Origin of the sequence: Streptomyces indicus, from assembly GCF_900100315.1 — a bacterium.
Classification (GTDB): Bacteria; Actinomycetota; Actinomycetes; order Streptomycetales; family Streptomycetaceae; genus Streptomyces; species Streptomyces indicus.
This window is the reverse complement of the sequence record NZ_FNFF01000008.1, coordinates 69193-86875: the sequence shown is the minus strand read 5'-3', so window position 1 is coordinate 86875 and position 17683 is coordinate 69193. Positions and strand designations below refer to the sequence as shown.

Genomic DNA, 17683 nt, shown 5'->3' with positions numbered 1-17683 from the left:
GGTACGGGGTAGCATCTTTGTGCAAGAGCCCCTTGCGCTATTGCGCCAGGGGCTTCGTCTATTCCGGGGCACCGGTCCGACGGGTGCGGCCAACGAGGGTCGCCGGTGTACGCATACGCGTACGCCCCTGACCTTGGACATGCCCCGCCCGGAAGGGGTGTACGCCTGTGCCCGCACTTGTGCTGCTCGGTGCTCAGTGGGGTGACGAGGGCAAGGGAAAGGCCACCGACCTGCTCGGTGGTTCCGTTGACTATGTGGTGCGCTACCAGGGCGGCAACAATGCCGGTCACACGGTTGTCGTAGGCGACCAGAAGTATGCGCTCCACTTGCTCCCCTCCGGCATCCTGTCGCCCGGCTGTACGCCGGTCATCGGCAACGGTGTCGTCGTCGACCCGGCAGTCCTGCTCTCCGAGCTGAGCGGTCTGAACGAGCGCGGCGTCGACACGTCGAAGCTGCTGATCAGCGGTAACGCGCACCTGATCACGCCGTACAACGTGACCGTCGACAAGGTGACGGAACGGTTCCTCGGCAAGCGCAAGATCGGCACGACCGGCCGCGGCATCGGCCCGACGTACGCCGACAAGATCAACCGCGTCGGCATCCGGGTGCAGGACCTCTACGACGAGTCGATCCTCACCCAGAAGGTCGAGGCGGCCCTCGACACCAAGAACCAGCTCCTGACGAAGGTCTTCAACCGTCGCGCGATCGAGACGGACAAGATCGTCGAGGAGATGCTGCACTACGCGGACCAGATCAAGCCGTACGTGGCGGACACGACGCTGATCCTGAACAACGCCATCGACGAGGGCAAGGTCGTCCTCTTCGAGGGCGGCCAGGGCACGCTGCTCGACGTGGACCACGGCACGTACCCCTTCGTGACCTCGTCGAACCCGACCTCGGGCGGCGCGTGCACGGGCGCGGGCGTCGGCCCGACCAAGATCTCCCGGGTCATCGGCATCCTGAAGGCGTACACGACCCGCGTCGGTGCGGGCCCGTTCCCGACCGAGCTCTTCGACCAGGACGGCGAGGACCTGCGCCGGATCGGCGGCGAGCGCGGTGTGACCACCGGCCGTGACCGCCGCTGCGGCTGGTTCGACGCGGTCATCGCCCGCTACGCGACCCGCGTCAACGGCCTCACGGACTTCTTCCTCACGAAGCTGGACGTGCTGACCGGCTGGGAGCAGATCCCGGTCTGCGTCGCGTACGAGATCGACGGCAAGCGCGTCGAGGAACTCCCGTACTCCCAGACCGACTTCCACCACGCGAAGCCGATCTACGAGTACCTGCCGGGCTGGTCCGAGGACATCACCAAGGCCAAGACCTTCGCGGACCTGCCGAAGAACGCGCAGGCGTACGTGAAGGCCCTGGAGGAGATGTCGGGCGCGCCGATCTCGGCGATCGGCGTGGGCCCGGGCCGGACCGAGACGATCGAGATCAACTCGTTCCTCTGATCCTCGTTCCGATCTCGTCCACTCGTAGGGGTGGGTCGCACTGGGATGCGACCCACCCCTTGCATATGCCCGGGCACACTGGCGTCCTCCGGGAGGGGAGTGCAGCATGACGCTTATGGCAGAGCGCACATCTCAAATGTCGGTGGAGGAGTTCGAGGAGATTGCCTCCACGGCCCCCGAGACCGTGACCTTGGAGTTCATCGGTGGACGGCTTGAGGTGAAGCGCGTGGCGGACGGGGACCACGGAACGATCATCATGTGGCTGCTCAGGCAGTGCATGCAGGCTCGCCCGGACATGGACCTGGACCCCAATCAAGGGCTCAAAGTCGGGCGTTACCGAAATGGGCGGGCCCGCCCAGATGGCTCACTCGCTCCCGTTGCGCACTTTGCCGGGCAGGGCGACTGGGCTGATCCCGAGGGGGTCTTGATGGCCGCCGAGGTCACCTCGTACGACTCCGACACCAATCGCAGGGACCGAGAAGAGAAGCCCGACGCTTATGGGGCCGCGGGCATCCCGGTGTACCTGTTGATCGACCGGGACCAAGGTGCAGTGGTCGTCCACACCAACCCGGACACCGACCTTGGCGGCTACCGGGACCGGCACACCGCCCTCCTGGGCGAGGAGGTCACCCTGCCCGACCCGGTAGGCATCACCCTCGACACCGAGATCCTCAAGAACTACGTCCGCTGACGAGCCGTAACGCCTACACGTCGAACGTCGTCTCCCGCCCCACCTTGTCCCACGCCGTGAGGTCCGCGCGGACCTGGTCCAGGTGGGTGTGGATGGTGTCGATCGCGTCGGCGCCGAGGGCCAGGCGCAGCGGGGGCTCGGTGGCGTTCAGGGCCGCGAGGACCGCCGCGGCCGCCTTCGCCGGGTCGCCCGCCTGGGTGCCGCCGCCCGTCTCGACCATCGTGCGGGTCGCGCCGACCGTCGGCTCGTAGTCCTCGATCTCGCCCTTGCTGAGCGAGTGGTTGCCGAACAGGCTCGTGCGGAAGGCGCCGGGCTCGACGATCAGGACGTCGATGCCGAGCGGCTTCACCTCGGCCCGCAGCGCCTCCGACAGACCCTCCAGCGCGAACTTCGTCGCGCTGTACGCCCCGAAGCCCGCCATCGACATCTGCCCGCCCACGCTGCTCAGCTGCACGATCGCGCCCGAGCGGCGGGCCCGCATGTGCGGCAGGACCGCGCGGACGAGGGCCGCGGGACCGAAGAAGTGCAGGTCGAAGAGCGAGCGCAGCTCGGCGTCGCCGTTCTCCTCCACCGAACCGACGTGCGTACGGCCCGCGTTGTTGACCAGGACGTCGATGCGGCCGTGGCGGGCCGCGACGTCCGCGACCACGCGGTCGATCGCGTCGAGGTCGGTCACGTCCAGCGTGACGGCCTCCACCTGGTCCGGGTGCGCCGCGACCAGGTCGTCCAGCGTCCCGGCACGGCGGGCCGCCGCCACGACCACGTCGCCCGCGCCGACCGCCGCCTCGGTGAACGCCCGGCCGAAGCCGCTGTTCGCACCCGTGATCAGCCAGACCTTGCTCATGTTCCCACCTCTTCGAATGGCCCTGCTCCGTATGGAGTTCAGCCTCGCCCGGCCTCCCCTTCCCCGTCCAAGACCCGCCGTGATAACCATCGGTTATGGACGTACACGGCCGGGACCTGCGCTACTTCGTGACGGTCGCCGAGGAGCTGCACTTCACGCGCGCCGCCGAGCGGCTGTACGTGTCGCAGCCCGCGCTCAGCAAGCAGATACGGGCGCTGGAGCGGCAGTTGGGAGCGGAGCTGTTCGAGCGGGGGCCGCAGGGGGTCCGGCTGACCCCCGTCGGTGTGGCGCTTCTGCCGCACGCCCGGCGGGTGTTGGAGGCCTGGGGTGCGGGGGAGGCGGCCGTGGAGGCCGCCAAGGTGAAGCAGCGGGCGACGCTCGTCGTGGGCATGAGCCACAGCCCGGCACGCGGTGGGCTGCGGCCGGCGATCCGGTCCCGGTTCACCGAGGCGCACCCCGGGGCCGAGGTGCGGATGCGGCAGGTGCGCTGGGAGGACCCGACGGCGGGACTCGCGGACGGCTCCAGTGACGTGGCCTTCGTATGGCTTCCCCTGGCGGATCCGGAGCGCTACCGGTGGGTGGTGCTCGCCACCGAACCGCGCCAGGTCGCGCTGCCCGAGGACCATCCGCTGGCCGCGCGCGAACGGATCGCGTTCGCCGAGCTGCTCGACGAACCCTTCCTGGCCCTGCCGCCCGAGGCCGCCGAACTGCGCGCCTACTGGCTGGCGTCGGACGAGCGCGGCGGCCGCCCGCCCCGGATCGGCGCGGAGATCGCCAGTGTGGACGAGACGTACGAGGCGCTGGTGGACGGGCGCGGGGTGTGCCTCGTGGCCGCGGGCAACGTGCCGCTGGTCGCGCGCGGCGGGGTGGTGACGCGGCCGGTGGACGGGGTGTCGCCCAGCCGGTTCGCGCTGGCGTGGCGGGCGGGGGACGAGCGGCCGCTGGTGCGGGCCTATGCGGAGGCGGCGCGGCTGGCGGTGGGCCGGGCGGACGCGTAGCTGCCGCCCGGGGAGTGTCCGCGGGGGCGCTCAGGAGCCGGCCGGAGCCGCCTCGCCGCGGGCCCGCACCCCCACCCCCACCGCGGCCGCCACCGCGAGAAGCGCGGAGGCGATCCACCAGTATCCGTCGGGGACCACGAGCGGGCGCCCGATCAGCGCGAAGCCGTCCCCGTACGGGTGGACCGCGAGCGCGGTGCCGGTCAGCGCCGCCGCTTGCAGCACGGCGCCGACCAGTCCGGCCGTGCCTCCGGTGTCCGCGGGCGCGACGTCGGTGACCGCGGCGAACAGCGGGCCGCAGGCCAGACCCAGACCGAGCGCGCAGCCGAGCAGCGCGGGAGCGGGACCGGCGAAGTACCCGGCCTCGTCGCCGTAACCGAGCGGCACGAGCCCTCCGGCCGTGAGCAGCAGCCCGCCGCCCTGGCGCGCCACCCCGCTCAGACGCGGTCCGAGGATCCGCGCGGCGAACAGGAAGACGGCCACGGTCAGAAGCGCCACCGTCGCCAACTCGGCCCCGCTGCGCGGCAGGGTGATCGCCACCTGCCCCTGCGCCGCCACACCCAGCGCCACCCCGGCCAGGCCCAGGGCGAGCAGCGCCCCGCGCCGGCCGCGGTCCTGCCACAGATACGCGGGCAGCATCGCGTGGGGTGAGCGGGACTGCTGCCGGAAGAAGGCCGCGAGCAGGAGCGCGCCGGTCAGGAACAGGACCAGCGTGACCGGTGCGGTCCAGTGGACGATGACGGCCGTGTCGAAGGCGAGGCCGATCGCGAGGAGCCCGAGGACGCTGAGCACCACGCCCGCCGTGTCGAGACGGGCCCGGGAGCGCGGCGACCGGTCGCGTACGGCCACGGCGGCGACGAGCACACCCAGCGTCAGCGCGGCGATCGCGTACAGGACCACGCGCCACACCGCGAACTCCCGGTGGAGCGCGGCGAGCGGGAACGCGAAGAGCGGCCCGCCGGCGCCCACGAGCGCGTACGTGCCGAGCCGCCGGACGCGCGCGGGGCCTTGTCCCGCGCCTGCCGCGACGGTGCCGAGCGCCGACGAGGTCACCAGGGCCGCGGAGGCACCCTGCACGACCCGGAGGGCCGTCACGCCTTCGCCGCCCGGCAGGAGGGCGAGGGTGAGGACGGAGAGCAGGCAGCCGCAGAGGCCGATCAGGAGTGTGGTCCGGCGGCCGATGCGGTCCCCCAGATGCCCGGCCGCCGGCAGCAGGGCGCCGAAGGCCAGCAGATACCCGGTGTGCAGCCATCGGACGTCCTCCGTGGGGAGCACGCCCTCCCGTACCAGGTGGTCCGCCATCATCGCGGTGACCGCGAACTCGAGCACCACGATCAGCTGCGCGAGGGCTGCCACGACCAGAGGCGCACGGCTGCCCCCGGAGCTCGGCCGCGGGGGAGCGGCGGGTGCGGTCGGCGTGTAGGCGGCGGGCGAAGGGCCACCGGCGGGCGCGCCCCGAGGAGGCTGCTGCGGTACGGGTGCGGCGGGCTCCGGAGCGGGAGGATCCGGCTGTACGGGCACGCGCGGATCGGGCACGCGCGGACCGGCCGCGGAAGGAGCACGCGTCGGCGGCGCGAAGTCCAGCAACTGCGCCGCATGACGTCCCAGTTGGGCAAGCACCTGCCCCGGCAGCCACTCCTCCGCCCCGCGGTCGGCCGTCCGCTCCATGATCTGCGCCGGCGTCGGCCGCCGCGCCGGGTCCTTGTGCAGGCAGTCCTGTACGAGATCGAGCAGCCCGGCCGGGACGCCCGTCAGGTCCGGCTCCTCCTCCGCCACCCGGAAAAGATGGGCGTTGAGGCCGGTCGAGCCCGCGCCGAACAGGAGCCGCCCCGTGGCCGCGTACACGAGCACCGAGCCCAGGCAGAACACATCGCTGGCGGGGGTGAGTTCGAGGCCGCGCACCTGCTCGGGGGACATGAACCCGGGGGAGCCGATCAGCATGCCGGTGTGGGTGAGCAGGCTGTCCGGGGCGAGGCCGTCCATGGCGCGGGCGATGCCGAAGTCGATCACGCGCGGGCCGTCCACCGTGACGAGGACGTTGGAGGGCTTGAGGTCGCGGTGGATCAGGCCCGCCCCGTGCACGGCGGTCAGCGCCTCGGCCAGGCGGTGGGCGAGGGTCCGCAACGACGGCTCGGGCAGCGGCCCGTAGTCCTTCGCGACCACCGTCGCCAGGTCGGGGCCGGGGATGTACTGCGTGGCCACCCACGGGACTTCGGCCTCCGTGTCGGCGTCGAGCACGTCGGCCGTCCACGCCCCGCCGACCCGCCGGGCCGCCGCCACCTCGCGCGCGAAGCGCCTGCGGAACTCGGGGTGTGCCGCGTGCTCGGCCTGCACCACCTTGACGGCCACCGTGCGGCCCGCCTCGGAGCGGCCCAGATAGACCAGGCCCATGCCGCCCGCACCGAGGCGGGCGATCAGGCGATACGGGCCGATGCTCGTCGGGTCTTCCGTGATCAGCTGGTCCACGGGGGGACCGTAGACGATGTCGTATGCATCAAGTAGACGTAATCAGCAGTCAGTTGACGAGCTGTTACGTGAGGGGCGAGGGGGACGAGGGTGCGGGGCGCCCGGATTCACTGCCCCCGGATTCACTGCGCCCGCACCAGCTCCGCCGGCTCGCTCCCCGGCCCCCGCCAGTCCTCCACCAGGAGCTTGCCGCCCGCGTACGGCGTGACCCGCTCGCTGGTGCGCGCCCCGCAGTCGCCGCCCGACGGCTTCGACGAAGGCCCGTACACCAGGCCCTTGTCCAGCGAGGCGAGCACCTGGGTCGTCGTGCACGGCGTCCCGTAGCGCTGGTCGACGACCGTGATGCGCGCCGTGCCCACGGCCCCCGCCTCGATCGTGAACCAGATCTTGTTGCGGTTGCCCTCCAGGTCCAGGGCCTGCCACTTCCCGACGTACGAGGACGGGACGGCCGTGCCCGCGCGGCTGAGCCGGACCGTGCCCTCCGAGGACTTCAGGTTCAGGACGTCCGCCGAACCGGCCGTCAGGGACATCTCCGTCGGGAAGGTGCACTTGGCCGGATTGCGCTGGAGCGGGAACTCGCCGCCGTTCAGCTCCAGGGTCGAGGAGTCGGCGGAGACGGCGACGGACTTGCGTACGCACATCCAGTCGTTGCCCACGTCCACGGAGGTCGCGACGGTGTCGCCCTCGCGGCCCGCGCGGATGTCGATCCGCAGAATGCCGTTGCCGCCCGGGAGTTCACCCTCCCAGCCGCCGACGAACGCCGAGGCGACCTTCCCGTCCCCGCCGCCGGACGCACCACCGCCGGAAGAAGCCGACGCGCCGGGCGACTCCTTCCCCTTCCCGTCCTCCTCCCCCTTCCCCTTGCCCTTGCCCTTCGACTCGGAAGGCATCGGGGAGGGCGAGCCGGAACCGCCCGGCGACTGGCTGGACCGGCCCGCGCCGCCCGTCGCCCCCTTCGCGTCCGTCCGGCCGCCCTCGTCACCCGCCGGGTTCAGGACATACGCGAGCGAGGCGGCCGCGCACACGGCCAGGACCGCCCCGGTCGCGATGAGCTTCGGCCGCCTCTTCCGGCCCGCCGTCGCAGGGCCCTGCGTCCCGCCCGTGGCGGAAGGCTCGGCGGGCAGCCGGGTCACCTCGGCCGCGAGCAGCGCCGAGGCGTGGCCCGCGAGCAGCGTGAGCACGGGCTCGGGCAGCCAGGGGCCGAGCGGATCGGGGTTGGTGAGCTCCAACAGCCGCTCGGCGTCCGGCCGTTCACCCGGCTCCTTGCGCAGACACTCCCGTACGAGATCGAGAATGCCCTCCGGGACGCCCGCCAGGTCGGGCTCCTCGAAGGCGACCCGGAACATCAGGGCGTGGGCGCCGCTGTCCGCGCCCTCGAAGGGACCGCGCCCGGTCGCCGCGAACACCAGCGCGCACCCCAGCGAGAACACGTCGCTCGCCGGTGTGAGCCGCTCCCCGCGCACCTGCTCGGGGCTCATGAAGCCGGGCGAGCCGAGCACCGCGCCGGTCTGCGTGAGCTGACCGCCGGTGACCGTGTCGAGGGCGCGGGCGACACCGAAGTCGATGACGCGCGGGCCCTCGGCGGTGACGAGGATGTTGGAGGGCTTGAGGTCGCGGTGCACCAGACCCGCGTCGTGGACGGCCCGCAGCGCCTGGGCCAGCCGGTTCGCGAGCACCCGCAGCGAGTCCTCGGGCAGCGGCCCGAACTCCCTTGCCACCAGGGCCTGGAGCGACATCCCGGGGATGTACCCGGTGGCCACCCACGGGACGGCCGCGTCCGTATCGGCGTCGATGACGGGCGCGGTCCACTCCCCGGTGACCCGCCGCGCGGCGGTCACCTCTCTCGCGAACCGCTCACGGAACTCGCTCTGCCCGGCCAGCTCACTGTGCACGAGCTTGACGGCGACGGCACGCCCGGCACCGGCACGCGCCAGATACACCCGCCCCATGCCGCCGCTCCCCAGGCGGCCGATGAGCGTGTAGGGGCCGATCCGCGCGGGCTCGTCCGGGGTCAGCGGTTCGAGACCATCCATGCCTCGGATCTTCGCATTTCTGTACGGGAGTTGGGACCCGTTCGCGCGCCGACTTCCCACTCCTTCCGCGCGGCGGCCGACCGGCTCACGCCCCGCAGATCTTCAGCCCCTCCGGCGTGTAACACGGCAGATGCCCGTGCGTGCGGACCACGTCCTGGCCGCTGCCGCGCATTGCGTAGTTGAGGAAGCTGGAGGCCAGGGAGTCGGCCGGGGGGCGGCCGTAGGTGTGGGCGTACTCGATTTCGCGGAAGGGGTACGCGGGCGAGGTCGAGGCCGCGTCGAGGGTCGGGCGGTGGCCGTCGAGGGCGAGGCGGTGCAGGCCCTTCGTCTCGGTGCCCGTGCGCAGTTCGCTGTAGCCGATCGCGCCCGGGATCTCGGCCACCGTGGCGAGCACCTGGTCGGTGGAGTCGAGTTCGCAGCGGAAGACGCGGGCGCGCGGGTCGTTCTTCTCGTGGCAGTCCGAGGAGGACTCGGCGGGCTCGAAGCCGCGCAGGATGCGGCGCTGGAAGACGCCGCGCGTACCGGAGTTGGAGTTGCGGCTGACCAGGACGACGGGGAGGTCGGGGCCGCCCAGGGTCGACCAGTTGCGGATGTCGCCCGAGTAGAGGCGGCGGATGTGGTCGGTGGTGAGGTTCTTGAGCGGGACCTTGTCGTTCAGGACCATCGCGAAGGCCGAGACGGCGACGCGGTTCTCGGTGAGCTGCGTGTCGCCGCCCGCACCCGGGCCGTCCGAGAGGGTGATGAGCGCGGGGGAGCCGGACTTCGCCGCCTCGCCCGCCTCCTTGAGCTCGCGGATGCCGGCCGCGCTGCCGCGCGCGTCGACCGTGATGACCGAACCGGGGCAGTCCCGCTCGTACTTGTCGGCGAGCTCCTCGGCCACCGGCTCGAACGCGGTGGAGCCGACGACCCGCAGCGAGCCCTTCTCGCAGCCTATGGGCGGGGGTGTGTCACCGCGCACCATGACGAGGGTGGAGAGCGTCACCACGCACGCGGTGAGCAGGACGGTCAGCAGCCGCGCCTGGCGGCTGAAGAGGGGCGGGGTCTCGTCGACCGTGACGGAACGGGTCTCCTGGACGAAGCCGCCGGTCAGCCGGCCGATGATGCGCACCTCGCTGCGCGTGGGGCCGTTGCCGAGCAGCACGAGCAGCTTGAAGTGGTCGCCCGGGTTGAGGTGGACGCGCGGGAGGTAGAGGCAGTTGTCCTCGTGGCGCAGCCCCGTCCCGGCCGCGGAGAAGGCCTCCATCATGTCCTCGCTGCCGCGGGGCAGGGTGACGGCCGAGCCGCGGATGACGCGGTCCTGGAACTCCACGCGCAGGCCGTGCGGCCGCGAGGTGTAGTCGTCGGGGTCGATGGGCTGCGCGCCGCTGTTCTCGAAGCGCAGCAGGACGAGGGTGGCGTTCTCCATGTTACGGGCGTCATTGAAGAGCCCGAGCCGGACGTTCTGCTGACCTTGTGCGCCGTTGTTGCCGATCGGGGTGTCGAGCTGGATGCGGTAGCCGAGCCGCTTGCGCCGCGGCACGAGCCGCTCGTAGACGAGCACGCCGATCGTGGCCACGACGCCGAGCACGGCGGTGCCGACGGCGATGACGTTCTCGGTGCTCAGCCACTCCATGCGCCGACGGTACGAAGGAGTCGCCCCGTGTGGGGGACGGGATCCGGAGCTTCGGCGAATGTTCGTGAAGTGTTCAACCGGACTGGTTTCAGGGCGAGTTGGGCGCGGCGGGCGGTGGGCCGGTCACTGGGTCTTCTTGTACGTGAGCGGCTCGCCGCCGCTGCCGATCAGCTCGCGGCGCAGCGTCACGTCGTTGAGCAGTCGCAGCTCGCTGACCTGGCCCGGCTTGCACTCGGTCGGCTTGCCGTACGTCACCTCCGACGGTCCGAGGACGAGCACGCTGCCCGCGGAGCGCAGCGTCGCCGTCCAACGGCAGTCGTGCGTGGGGCCCTTGCCGGTCAGGGACATGACGGTGTCGCCCGCGTTGCCCTGCTGGATCTTCAGGACGCGCGTGTTGGTGCCGCCGCCGGCCTCGAACGAGGACTCCCAGGTACCCAGGAACTCCTCGGGGATCTCGCCGTCCGCCGGCGGCTCCTCGGTGGTGGGCGCCGGCGAGGTGGGCGGGGCGTCCGAGGTCGGCGGCGGGTTGGGGTCGTCCGAGGTGCCGGACGTGCCCGGTGTCGTGGGCGCGACCGAGCGCGAGGCGCCGCGGTCCTTGCGGTTGCCCTCGTCGCCCTTCATCACCGCGTACACGGTGCCGCCGGCGCCGACCGCCACGACCACCGCGACGGCGACGAGGAGCACGGTGGCTCTGTTGTTGCGGCGCGGCGGCGGCTGCGGCGGGCCGTAGGGCGGGGTGCCGGTGCCGCCGCCGGAGTGCCAGCCGTCGTGCGGCGGGTAGGGCGCGCCGGGGTGACCGTACGGCTGGGCGGCGCCGGGTGTGTACGGGTGCCCCTGCGGGCCGGAGTGCGACCCGGACTGCGGGCCCGGCTGCGGGTAGCCGTACGCGGGTGCGTGGCCGTGCGGGGGCGGCGCGTGGCCGTCGGGGGAAGCGGGCGCGGCGCCGTCGGGCGACGGGGCCGCGGCGGCGGGCGGGGGAGTCACGGCGGGCGGCGGTGCGGCGGGCTGTCCGCCGACGATCACCGTGGGGAGGTGGTTGAGCGGGGCCTCGCCGGGGGTACCCGGGGCGGGGGGCGCGTCGGGCGCGGCACCGTCCTGGGAGGCGGCTCCCGCGGCTCCCGCGGCTCCCGCACCGTCGGCACCCGGGCCCGCGGCACCCGCACCACCGGCCCCCGCAGCGCCCCCGGCCGCCCCCACCGGCCCCTGCGGATCCTCCGAGTCCAGCAACTCCACCGCATGGCGCCCGAGTTGGGCCACGAGGATCGCCGGCAGCCACGGTTCGAGCACCCGCCCGCCGCTCACCGTGTCCTCGCCGCCGGCCTGCTCCACCACCTGGTCGAGCGTGGGCCGTGCGGCCGGGTCCTTGTGCAGGCACGCGGCGATCAGGTCATGCAGGCCCTCCGGGAGTTCGGAGAGGTCGGGCTCCTCCTGCGCGATACGGAACATCAGCGCGTGCACCCCGCTGCCCCCGCTCCCGAAGGGCAGCACCCCGGTGGCCGCGTACGCGAGCACGGAGCCGAGGCAGAACACGTCGCACGCGGGCGTGATCCGGTCCCCGCGCACCTGCTCGGGCGCCATGAACCCGGGCGAGCCCACCAGCGCGCCGGTCCGCGTGAGCCCGCCGTCGGTGACCGTCTCCAGGGCGCGCGCGATCCCGAAGTCGATCACGCGCGGGCCGTCGATCGTCACCAGGACGTTGGAGGGCTTGAGGTCGCGGTGGATCAGGCCGGCCCGGTGGATGTCCTTCAGGGCGTACGCGAGGCCGGTGGCCAGGACCCGCACCGACCGCTCGGGCAGCGGCCCGTGGTCGACGGCGACCACCTGCTGCAACGAGGGCCCGGCGACGTACCCCGTGGCCACCCAGGGGATCGCCGCCTCGGTGTCGGCGTCGAGCACGGGCGCCGTCCATTGGCCACCCACCCGCCGCGCGGCCTGCACCTCCTGGCGGAAGCGCGCCCGGAACTCCTCCTGCTCGGCCAGCTCCTGCCGTACGAGCTTGACCGCGACCGTCCGCCCGCGCTCCGAACGCGCCAGATACACCTGGCCCATCCCGCCCGCGCCCAGCCGTCCCAGCAGCCGGTACGCCCCGATCCGCGTCGGATCGCCCGCCCCGAGTGACTCCATCGCCGCCGCCCTCCCCCGTGCCCGGCTCGTCAACTCGAGGATAGTGCGCGGGGAGTTGGCGGTTCCCGCACAGATCGGCAACGACTTCGTACGGGGGGCGTACGCCCGCGCTCGGCCGGGTCGAGGCCGGGCCCGGCGCGGTGCCGCCCGCGCTCAGTCCAGTGGCGTGGCGCTGAAGTGCCGCACCTGGAGCGGTGCGAGGAGGAACTCCTCCTCGCCCGGCAGCAGCACGGGCTGCGCGCGCCAGTCGTCGCCCGCGTACGCGGCCAGGTCCTCCTCGCTGCGCCAGCGGCTCACGTAGAGCAGCGAGTGCGGCGGGGCCACGAGCACCTCATGCGAGACGAGACCGGGGTGGCGGCCGGGGAACTCCCGCACCGCGTCGACGATGAACTTCTCGAACTGCGCGAAGCGCTCCGGGCACACGCGCGCCTCGCTGATACGGGTGATCACCTGCGGTGTACGCGTCTTCTGGGTCATGTGCCGATCGTCCGGGCCCGCGCGGCCCCCGCCCAGGCAGGTGACTGCCGTCCGAGCCGGAATTCCTGCCACGGCCGCCCCTCGTCCGGGCGCCCGCGCGCCGACCCGGCAACCTGTCGAGCCGCACCCGCCGACCCCGGACAGGACGCCGATGGAATGTCCGTATGACGGACATCTACCCTCGCCCCATGACCCCTCACGAAGCTGCTGACCTCGCGAAAGGCGCCGCCGTCAAGGCCGCCGACCGCGCGCACGTGTTCCACTCCTGGTCCGCCCAGGAGCTCATCGACCCGCTCGCCGTCGCCGGAGCCGAGGGCGTGCACTTCTGGGACTACGAGGGCAACCGGTACCTCGACTTCACCAGCGCGCTCGTCTACACCAACATCGGCTACCAGCACCCGAAGGTCGTCGCCGCGATCCAGGAGCAGGCCGCGACGATGACCACCTTCGCGCCGGCCTTCGCGGTCGAGGCGCGGAGCGAGGCCGCGCGCCTGATTGCCGAGCGCACGCCGGGCGACCTGGACAAGATCTTCTTCACCAACGCCGGCGCCGAGGCCGTGGAGCACGCCGCCCGCATGGCCCGGATCCACACCGGCCGCCCGAAGATCATGAGCGCCTACCGCTCGTACCACGGCGCCACCGCCACCGGCATCAACCTCACCGGCGACCCGCGCCGCTGGGCCTCGGACACGGGCAATGCGGGGGTCGTACGGTTCTGGGCGCCGTTCCTGTACCGCTCGCCCTTCCACGCCGAGACCGAGGAGCAGGAGTGCGCCCGCGCGCTCCAGCACCTCGAGGACACCATCGCCTTCGAGGGCCCGCAGTCCATCGCCGCGATCGTCCTGGAGACCGTGCCGGGCACGGCCGGGATCATGGTGCCGCCGCCGGGCTATCTGCCGGGCGTGCGCGAGATCTGCGACCGCTACGGCATCGTGCTGATCTTCGACGAGGTCATGGCCGGGTTCGGGCGCACCGGCAAGTGGTTCGCCGCCGAGCACTTCGACGTGGCCCCCGACCTCATGACCTTCGCCAAGGGCGTGACCTCGGGCTACGTGCCGCTGGGCGGCGTGGCCATCAGCGGCGCCATCGCGGAGACCTTCGCGCGCAAGCCCTACCCGGGCGGCCTCACCTACTCCGGGCACCCGCTCGCCTGCGCCGCCGCCGTCGCGACCATCAACGTGATGGAGGAGGAGGGCGTCGTCGAGCACGCCGCCCGCATCGGCTCCGACGTGATCGGCCCGGCCCTCGCGGACCTGGCCGAGCGCCACCCGTCGGTGGGCGAGGTGCGCGGCCTCGGTGTCTTCTGGGCCCTTGAGCTCGTACGGAACAAGGCCACGCGCGAGCCGCTCGTGCCGTACAACGCGAGCGGCGCGGACGCGGCGCCGATGGGCGCGTTCGCGGCCGCGTGCAAGAAGGAGGGCCTGTGGCCCTTCGTGAACATGAACCGCACGCACGTGGTGCCGGCCTGCACGATCACCGAGGCCGAGGCCAAGGAGGGCCTGGCGGCGCTGGACGTGGCGCTGTCGGTGGCCGACGAGTACGTGACCGAGTAGCCCGCACGCGTACGACAGCACCGGGGTGCCCCCGCACGGGCGCCCCGGTGCTGTTGTATTTGCATAAATACGCAAGTAAGTGTCATGCTGCGGGAGGCCGAGAGCCCTGGGCGATCAGCGCCCGGGTGGCCCCGTACCCCTGATGCAGGAGAGAGGAGGCAGTCGTGAGCAACGACGACACGCACAGTACCGACCGCCTCCACAGCGCCCACTGACGGCGCACCACGTCGCCCACTGACGGGCGATTCCTCCGTATTCATCCCGACCCGTGGTCCGCTGAAGCCTGCGCGCACGCCCGCGCCCGGCTCCGCAGCGGTCCCACAGGGGGTACTCGCATGACCACCGTCACCACCCGCGCACCCCGCCGCACCCTGACCTGGGTGGACTTCGCGGTCGCCGCCGGCGTGCTCGTCCTCGGCTATCTGATCCTCCAGGTCGGCAAGGGCACGACGGTCAACGTCGACCCGGCCGACGTCTCCGGCGTGAACACCGACCCGGCGCAGCTGCCGTACTACGCGGCGCGCAGCCTGCTGAGGATGTTCGTCGCGCTCGGCGCCTCGGTGCTCTTCACCTTCGTCTACGCCTACGCCGCCGCCCGCAGCCGCAGGCTGGAGCGCATCCTCATCCCCGCGCTCGACATCCTCCAGTCCGTGCCGGTGCTCGGCTTCCTCGCGATCACCACCACCGGCTTCATCGCCCTCTTCCCCGGCTCGATGCTCGGCCTCGAACTGGCCTCCATCTTCGCGATCTTCACCTCGCAGGCCTGGAACATGACCTTCGGGTTCTACGCCTCGCTCACCAGCCTGCCGCGCGAACTCGACGAGGTGTCACGGTCGTTCGGCTTCACGCGCTGGATGCGCTTCTGGAAGATCGAGCTGCCCTCCGGAGCGATCGACCTCATCTGGAACGGCATGATGAGCTTCGCCGGCGGCTGGTTCTTCCTCGTCGCCTCCGAGGCCATCTCCGTCGCCAACCACAGCTACACGCTGCCCGGCGTCGGTTCGTACGCGGGCGCCGCGATCGGCGACGGCGACCTCGGCAAGGTCGGCTGGGCCATCCTCACCATGGCCGTGATGGTGATCGGCGTGAACTTCCTGTTCTGGCGGCCGCTCACGGCCTGGGCCGAGAAGTTCAAGAACGAGCAGTCCGAGGCCGCCCACGTCCAGCGCTCCCTCGTCCTGGACTTCCTGCGCCGCTCGCACTGGCCCCAGATCCTCGGCCGCTTCCTCGCCCCCGTCCGTGAAGCGGCGGCCCGCGCGGGCCGGGTCTTCGGCCGCGACGACCGCCCGCTCAGCGTGGACCCGGTCAAGCGCCGCGTCGGCGACGTGGTGTTCGGTGTGCTGGCGGTCGGTCTGATCGGCTGGGGCCTGTTCGACCTCCTGCGGTACCTGAGCGACAACGTCGGCCTGGGCGTCTTCGGCGAACCGCTCGTCCTCGGACTCGTGACACTGCTGCGGGTCGTGGTCCTGGTGGCCGTCGCGACCGTGGTCTGGGTGCCGGTCGGCGTGAAGATCGGCTTCTCGCCGCGGCTCGCGAAGATCGCCCAGCCGGTGGTCCAGGTGCTCGCGAGCTTCCCGGCCAACTTCCTCTTCCCGCTGGCCATGTGGTTCTTCCTGCGCACCGGCCTCGACATCAACATCGGCTGCGTCTTCCTGATGGCGCTCGGCGCCCAGTGGTACATCCTCTTCAACACCATCGCCGGCGCCATGGCCATCCCCTCCGACCTCAAGGAGGCGATGGACGACCTGGGCGTGCACGGGTGGCAGCGCTGGAAGCGCCTGATCATCCCGGGCGTCTTCCCCTCGTACGTCACCGGCGGCATCACCGCTTCGGGCGGCGCCTGGAACGCCTCGATCGTCTCCGAGGTGGTCACCTTCAGCGGCACGACGCTGAGCGCCACCGGCCTGGGCGCGTACATCTTCGAGGCCACCGAACAGGGCGACTTCCCGCGCCTGCTCGCGGGCGTCGCGGTGATGAGCCTCTACGTCGTGGCCCTCAACCGCCTGTTCTGGCGCCGCCTCTACCGGCTTGCGGAGTCCCGCTACAGCCTCTGACTTCTTCTTCCTTACGTATCGATCGCCGAGGAGGCGACCCTCATGACCACTGCCACCCGCGACGTCCTGCTCGCCGCCCGCGACGTCACCAAGTCCTACGCCGGCGCCGACGGCGAACTGCCGGTGCTCGGCGGGATCGACCTGGAGATCCACGAGGGCGAGATCGTCGCGCTGCTCGGCAAGTCCGGCTCCGGCAAGTCCACGCTCCTGCGCTGCCTGGCGGGACTGATCCCGGCCACCTCGGGCTCGGTCACGTACAAGGGCGAGCAGCTGCACGGCGCCAACCCCGGTACCGCCATGGTCTTCCAGACCTTCGCCCTGCTGCCCTGGCTCACCGTCCAGCAGAACGTCGAACTCGGCCTGGAGGCCAAGGGAGTCGGCCCGAAGGAGCGCGCCGAAGCGGCCGTGCAGGCCATCGACCTGATCGGCCTCGACGGCTTCGAGTCCGCCTACCCGAAGGAGCTCTCGGGCGGGATGCGGCAACGCGTCGGGTTCGCACGGGCGTTGGTGGTCGAGCCGGACGTCCTGATGATGGACGAGCCCTTCTCGGCCCTCGACGTGCTGACCGCCGAGAACCTGCGCGGCGAGCTGATGGAGCTGTGGGAGTCGGGACAATTCCCCACCAAAGCCGTGGTGTTGGTGACCCACAACATCGAGGAGGCCGTCCTCATGGCCGACCGCGTGGTGGTGCTCGGCTCGCGCCCGTACGGCACGATCCGCGAGACCTTCGACGTCTCCCTCGCCCGCCCGCGCGACCGCCAGTCCGCCGAGTTCGAGCGCATCGTGGACGCCGTCTACCAGGTCATGACCGGCCGTACGAAGGACAGCCCGAAGCTCTCCGAGCCCGCGCCCGCCCGTCGCACCCCGGCCACCACCCCGCTGCCGGCCGCGTCCGTCGACGGCCTGTCCGGACTCGCCGAGATCCTCGCCCAGTACGAGGGCGCCCGCTGCGATCTCGCCGACCTGGCCGACGACTTGGGCCTGGAGGTGGACGACATGCTGCCGCAGGTGGACGCGCTCGAACTGCTCGGCCTCGCCGAGGTCAGGGACGGCGACCTGTGCCTGACCGGGCGGGGCGCCGCCTTCGCGCGCGCGGACGTGCAGGACTCGAAGAAGCTGTTCGCCGAGGCGGCCCTGGAAGCGGCCCCGCTGGTCCACCTCATCACCTCGACGCTGCTCCGCTCGGGCGAGGGCGTCCAACGGGCCGGATTCTTCCGGGACTTGCTCGCCCACCACTACACCAGCGAGCAGATCGACCGGCAGCTGGAGACGGCCACGGACTGGGGCCGCTACGCGGAGCTGTTCGCGTACAACGCGGACAGCGAGGAGTACCGGCTCGACGAGGACGCCCGGTTGACGGTGGACACGGGAGCGGTCAGCTGA

Annotated in this window: 12 protein-coding genes; 6 read left to right on the top strand and 6 right to left on the bottom strand. The window is 72.1% G+C overall.

Translation table 11 applies throughout. From position 1 onward, the window contains the following. Positions 1-167: 167 nt before the first annotated feature. Both BLT97_RS20560 and BLT97_RS20555 read left to right on the top strand, forming a co-directional pair. Entirely contained in the window at positions 168-1451 is a 1284-nt protein-coding gene (locus BLT97_RS20560) for an adenylosuccinate synthase (RefSeq protein WP_093612388.1), read from the top strand. 106 nt (positions 1452-1557) lie between these two features. Continuing rightward, on the top strand, positions 1558-2142 hold the full coding sequence (locus BLT97_RS20555) for a Uma2 family endonuclease (protein WP_093612386.1): 585 nt from the start codon (positions 1558-1560) through the stop codon (positions 2140-2142). 13 nt (positions 2143-2155) lie between these two features. Here the strand turns inward: BLT97_RS20555 and BLT97_RS20550 are convergent, their stop codons facing one another. Beyond that, positions 2156-2986, bottom strand: a complete 831-nt coding sequence (locus BLT97_RS20550) for an oxidoreductase (protein WP_093612384.1) — start codon at positions 2984-2986, stop codon at positions 2156-2158. A 95-nt stretch (positions 2987-3081) separates the two neighbouring features. Here BLT97_RS20550 and BLT97_RS20545 point away from each other — a divergent pair, with 95 nt between their 5' ends. Beyond that, positions 3082-3984: a LysR family transcriptional regulator gene (locus BLT97_RS20545; protein WP_093612382.1), complete on the top strand. Its 903-nt coding sequence runs from the start codon at positions 3082-3084 to the stop codon at positions 3982-3984. Between the two features lie 30 nt (positions 3985-4014). Here the strand turns inward: BLT97_RS20545 and BLT97_RS20540 are convergent, their stop codons facing one another. From BLT97_RS20540 to BLT97_RS20520, 5 genes are all read right to left on the bottom strand, one after another. Then, positions 4015-6447: a bifunctional serine/threonine protein kinase/MFS transporter gene (locus tag BLT97_RS20540; protein WP_093612380.1), complete on the bottom strand. Its 2433-nt coding sequence runs from the start codon at positions 6445-6447 to the stop codon at positions 4015-4017. A 122-nt stretch (positions 6448-6569) separates the two neighbouring features. Further along, positions 6570-8480 carry a serine/threonine protein kinase gene (locus tag BLT97_RS38575; RefSeq protein WP_093612378.1) on the bottom strand — a complete coding sequence of 637 codons (1911 nt, stop codon included), beginning with the start codon at positions 8478-8480 and terminating at the stop codon, positions 6570-6572. Between the two features lie 85 nt (positions 8481-8565). After that, complete coding sequence (locus BLT97_RS20530; RefSeq protein WP_093612376.1) at positions 8566-10092, bottom strand: substrate-binding domain-containing protein; 1527 nt, start codon at positions 10090-10092, stop codon at positions 8566-8568. A gap of 123 nt (positions 10093-10215) precedes the next feature. Further along, complete coding sequence (locus tag BLT97_RS20525; RefSeq protein WP_093612374.1) at positions 10216-12216, bottom strand: serine/threonine-protein kinase; 2001 nt, start codon at positions 12214-12216, stop codon at positions 10216-10218. A 153-nt stretch (positions 12217-12369) separates the two neighbouring features. Continuing rightward, a complete protein-coding gene (locus tag BLT97_RS20520; RefSeq protein ID WP_093612372.1) occupies positions 12370-12693 on the bottom strand; it encodes an antibiotic biosynthesis monooxygenase in 324 nt (107 codons plus the stop codon). A 188-nt stretch (positions 12694-12881) separates the two neighbouring features. Here BLT97_RS20520 and BLT97_RS20515 point away from each other — a divergent pair, with 188 nt between their 5' ends. From BLT97_RS20515 to BLT97_RS20505, 3 genes are all read left to right on the top strand, one after another. Beyond that, positions 12882-14246 carry an aspartate aminotransferase family protein gene (locus BLT97_RS20515; RefSeq protein ID WP_093612370.1) on the top strand — a complete coding sequence of 455 codons (1365 nt, stop codon included), beginning with the start codon at positions 12882-12884 and terminating at the stop codon, positions 14244-14246. Positions 14247-14581: 335 nt separating this feature from the next. Continuing rightward, a complete protein-coding gene (locus BLT97_RS20510; RefSeq protein ID WP_093612368.1) occupies positions 14582-16300 on the top strand; it encodes an ABC transporter permease in 1719 nt (572 codons plus the stop codon). A gap of 42 nt (positions 16301-16342) precedes the next feature. Next, entirely contained in the window at positions 16343-17683 is a 1341-nt protein-coding gene (locus BLT97_RS20505) for an ABC transporter ATP-binding protein (RefSeq protein ID WP_093612366.1), read from the top strand.

What these genes read in the sequence shown, in the direction of transcription:
- BLT97_RS20555 (WP_093612386.1), top strand. Translation starts at nt 1,558, where the DNA reads ATGACGCTTATGGCAGAGCGCACATCTCAAATGTCGGTGGAGGAGTTC.
- BLT97_RS20550 (WP_093612384.1), bottom strand. Translation starts at nt 2,986, where the DNA reads ATGAGCAAGGTCTGGCTGATCACGGGTGCGAACAGCGGCTTCGGCCGG.
- BLT97_RS20545 (WP_093612382.1), top strand. Translation starts at nt 3,082, where the DNA reads ATGGACGTACACGGCCGGGACCTGCGCTACTTCGTGACGGTCGCCGAG.
- BLT97_RS38575 (WP_093612378.1), bottom strand. Translation starts at nt 8,480, where the DNA reads ATGGATGGTCTCGAACCGCTGACCCCGGACGAGCCCGCGCGGATCGGC.
- BLT97_RS20530 (WP_093612376.1), bottom strand. Translation starts at nt 10,092, where the DNA reads ATGGAGTGGCTGAGCACCGAGAACGTCATCGCCGTCGGCACCGCCGTG.
- BLT97_RS20525 (WP_093612374.1), bottom strand. Translation starts at nt 12,216, where the DNA reads ATGGAGTCACTCGGGGCGGGCGATCCGACGCGGATCGGGGCGTACCGG.
- BLT97_RS20520 (WP_093612372.1), bottom strand. Translation starts at nt 12,693, where the DNA reads ATGACCCAGAAGACGCGTACACCGCAGGTGATCACCCGTATCAGCGAG.
- BLT97_RS20515 (WP_093612370.1), top strand. Translation starts at nt 12,882, where the DNA reads ATGACCCCTCACGAAGCTGCTGACCTCGCGAAAGGCGCCGCCGTCAAG.
- BLT97_RS20510 (WP_093612368.1), top strand. Translation starts at nt 14,582, where the DNA reads ATGACCACCGTCACCACCCGCGCACCCCGCCGCACCCTGACCTGGGTG.
- BLT97_RS20505 (WP_093612366.1), top strand. Translation starts at nt 16,343, where the DNA reads ATGACCACTGCCACCCGCGACGTCCTGCTCGCCGCCCGCGACGTCACC.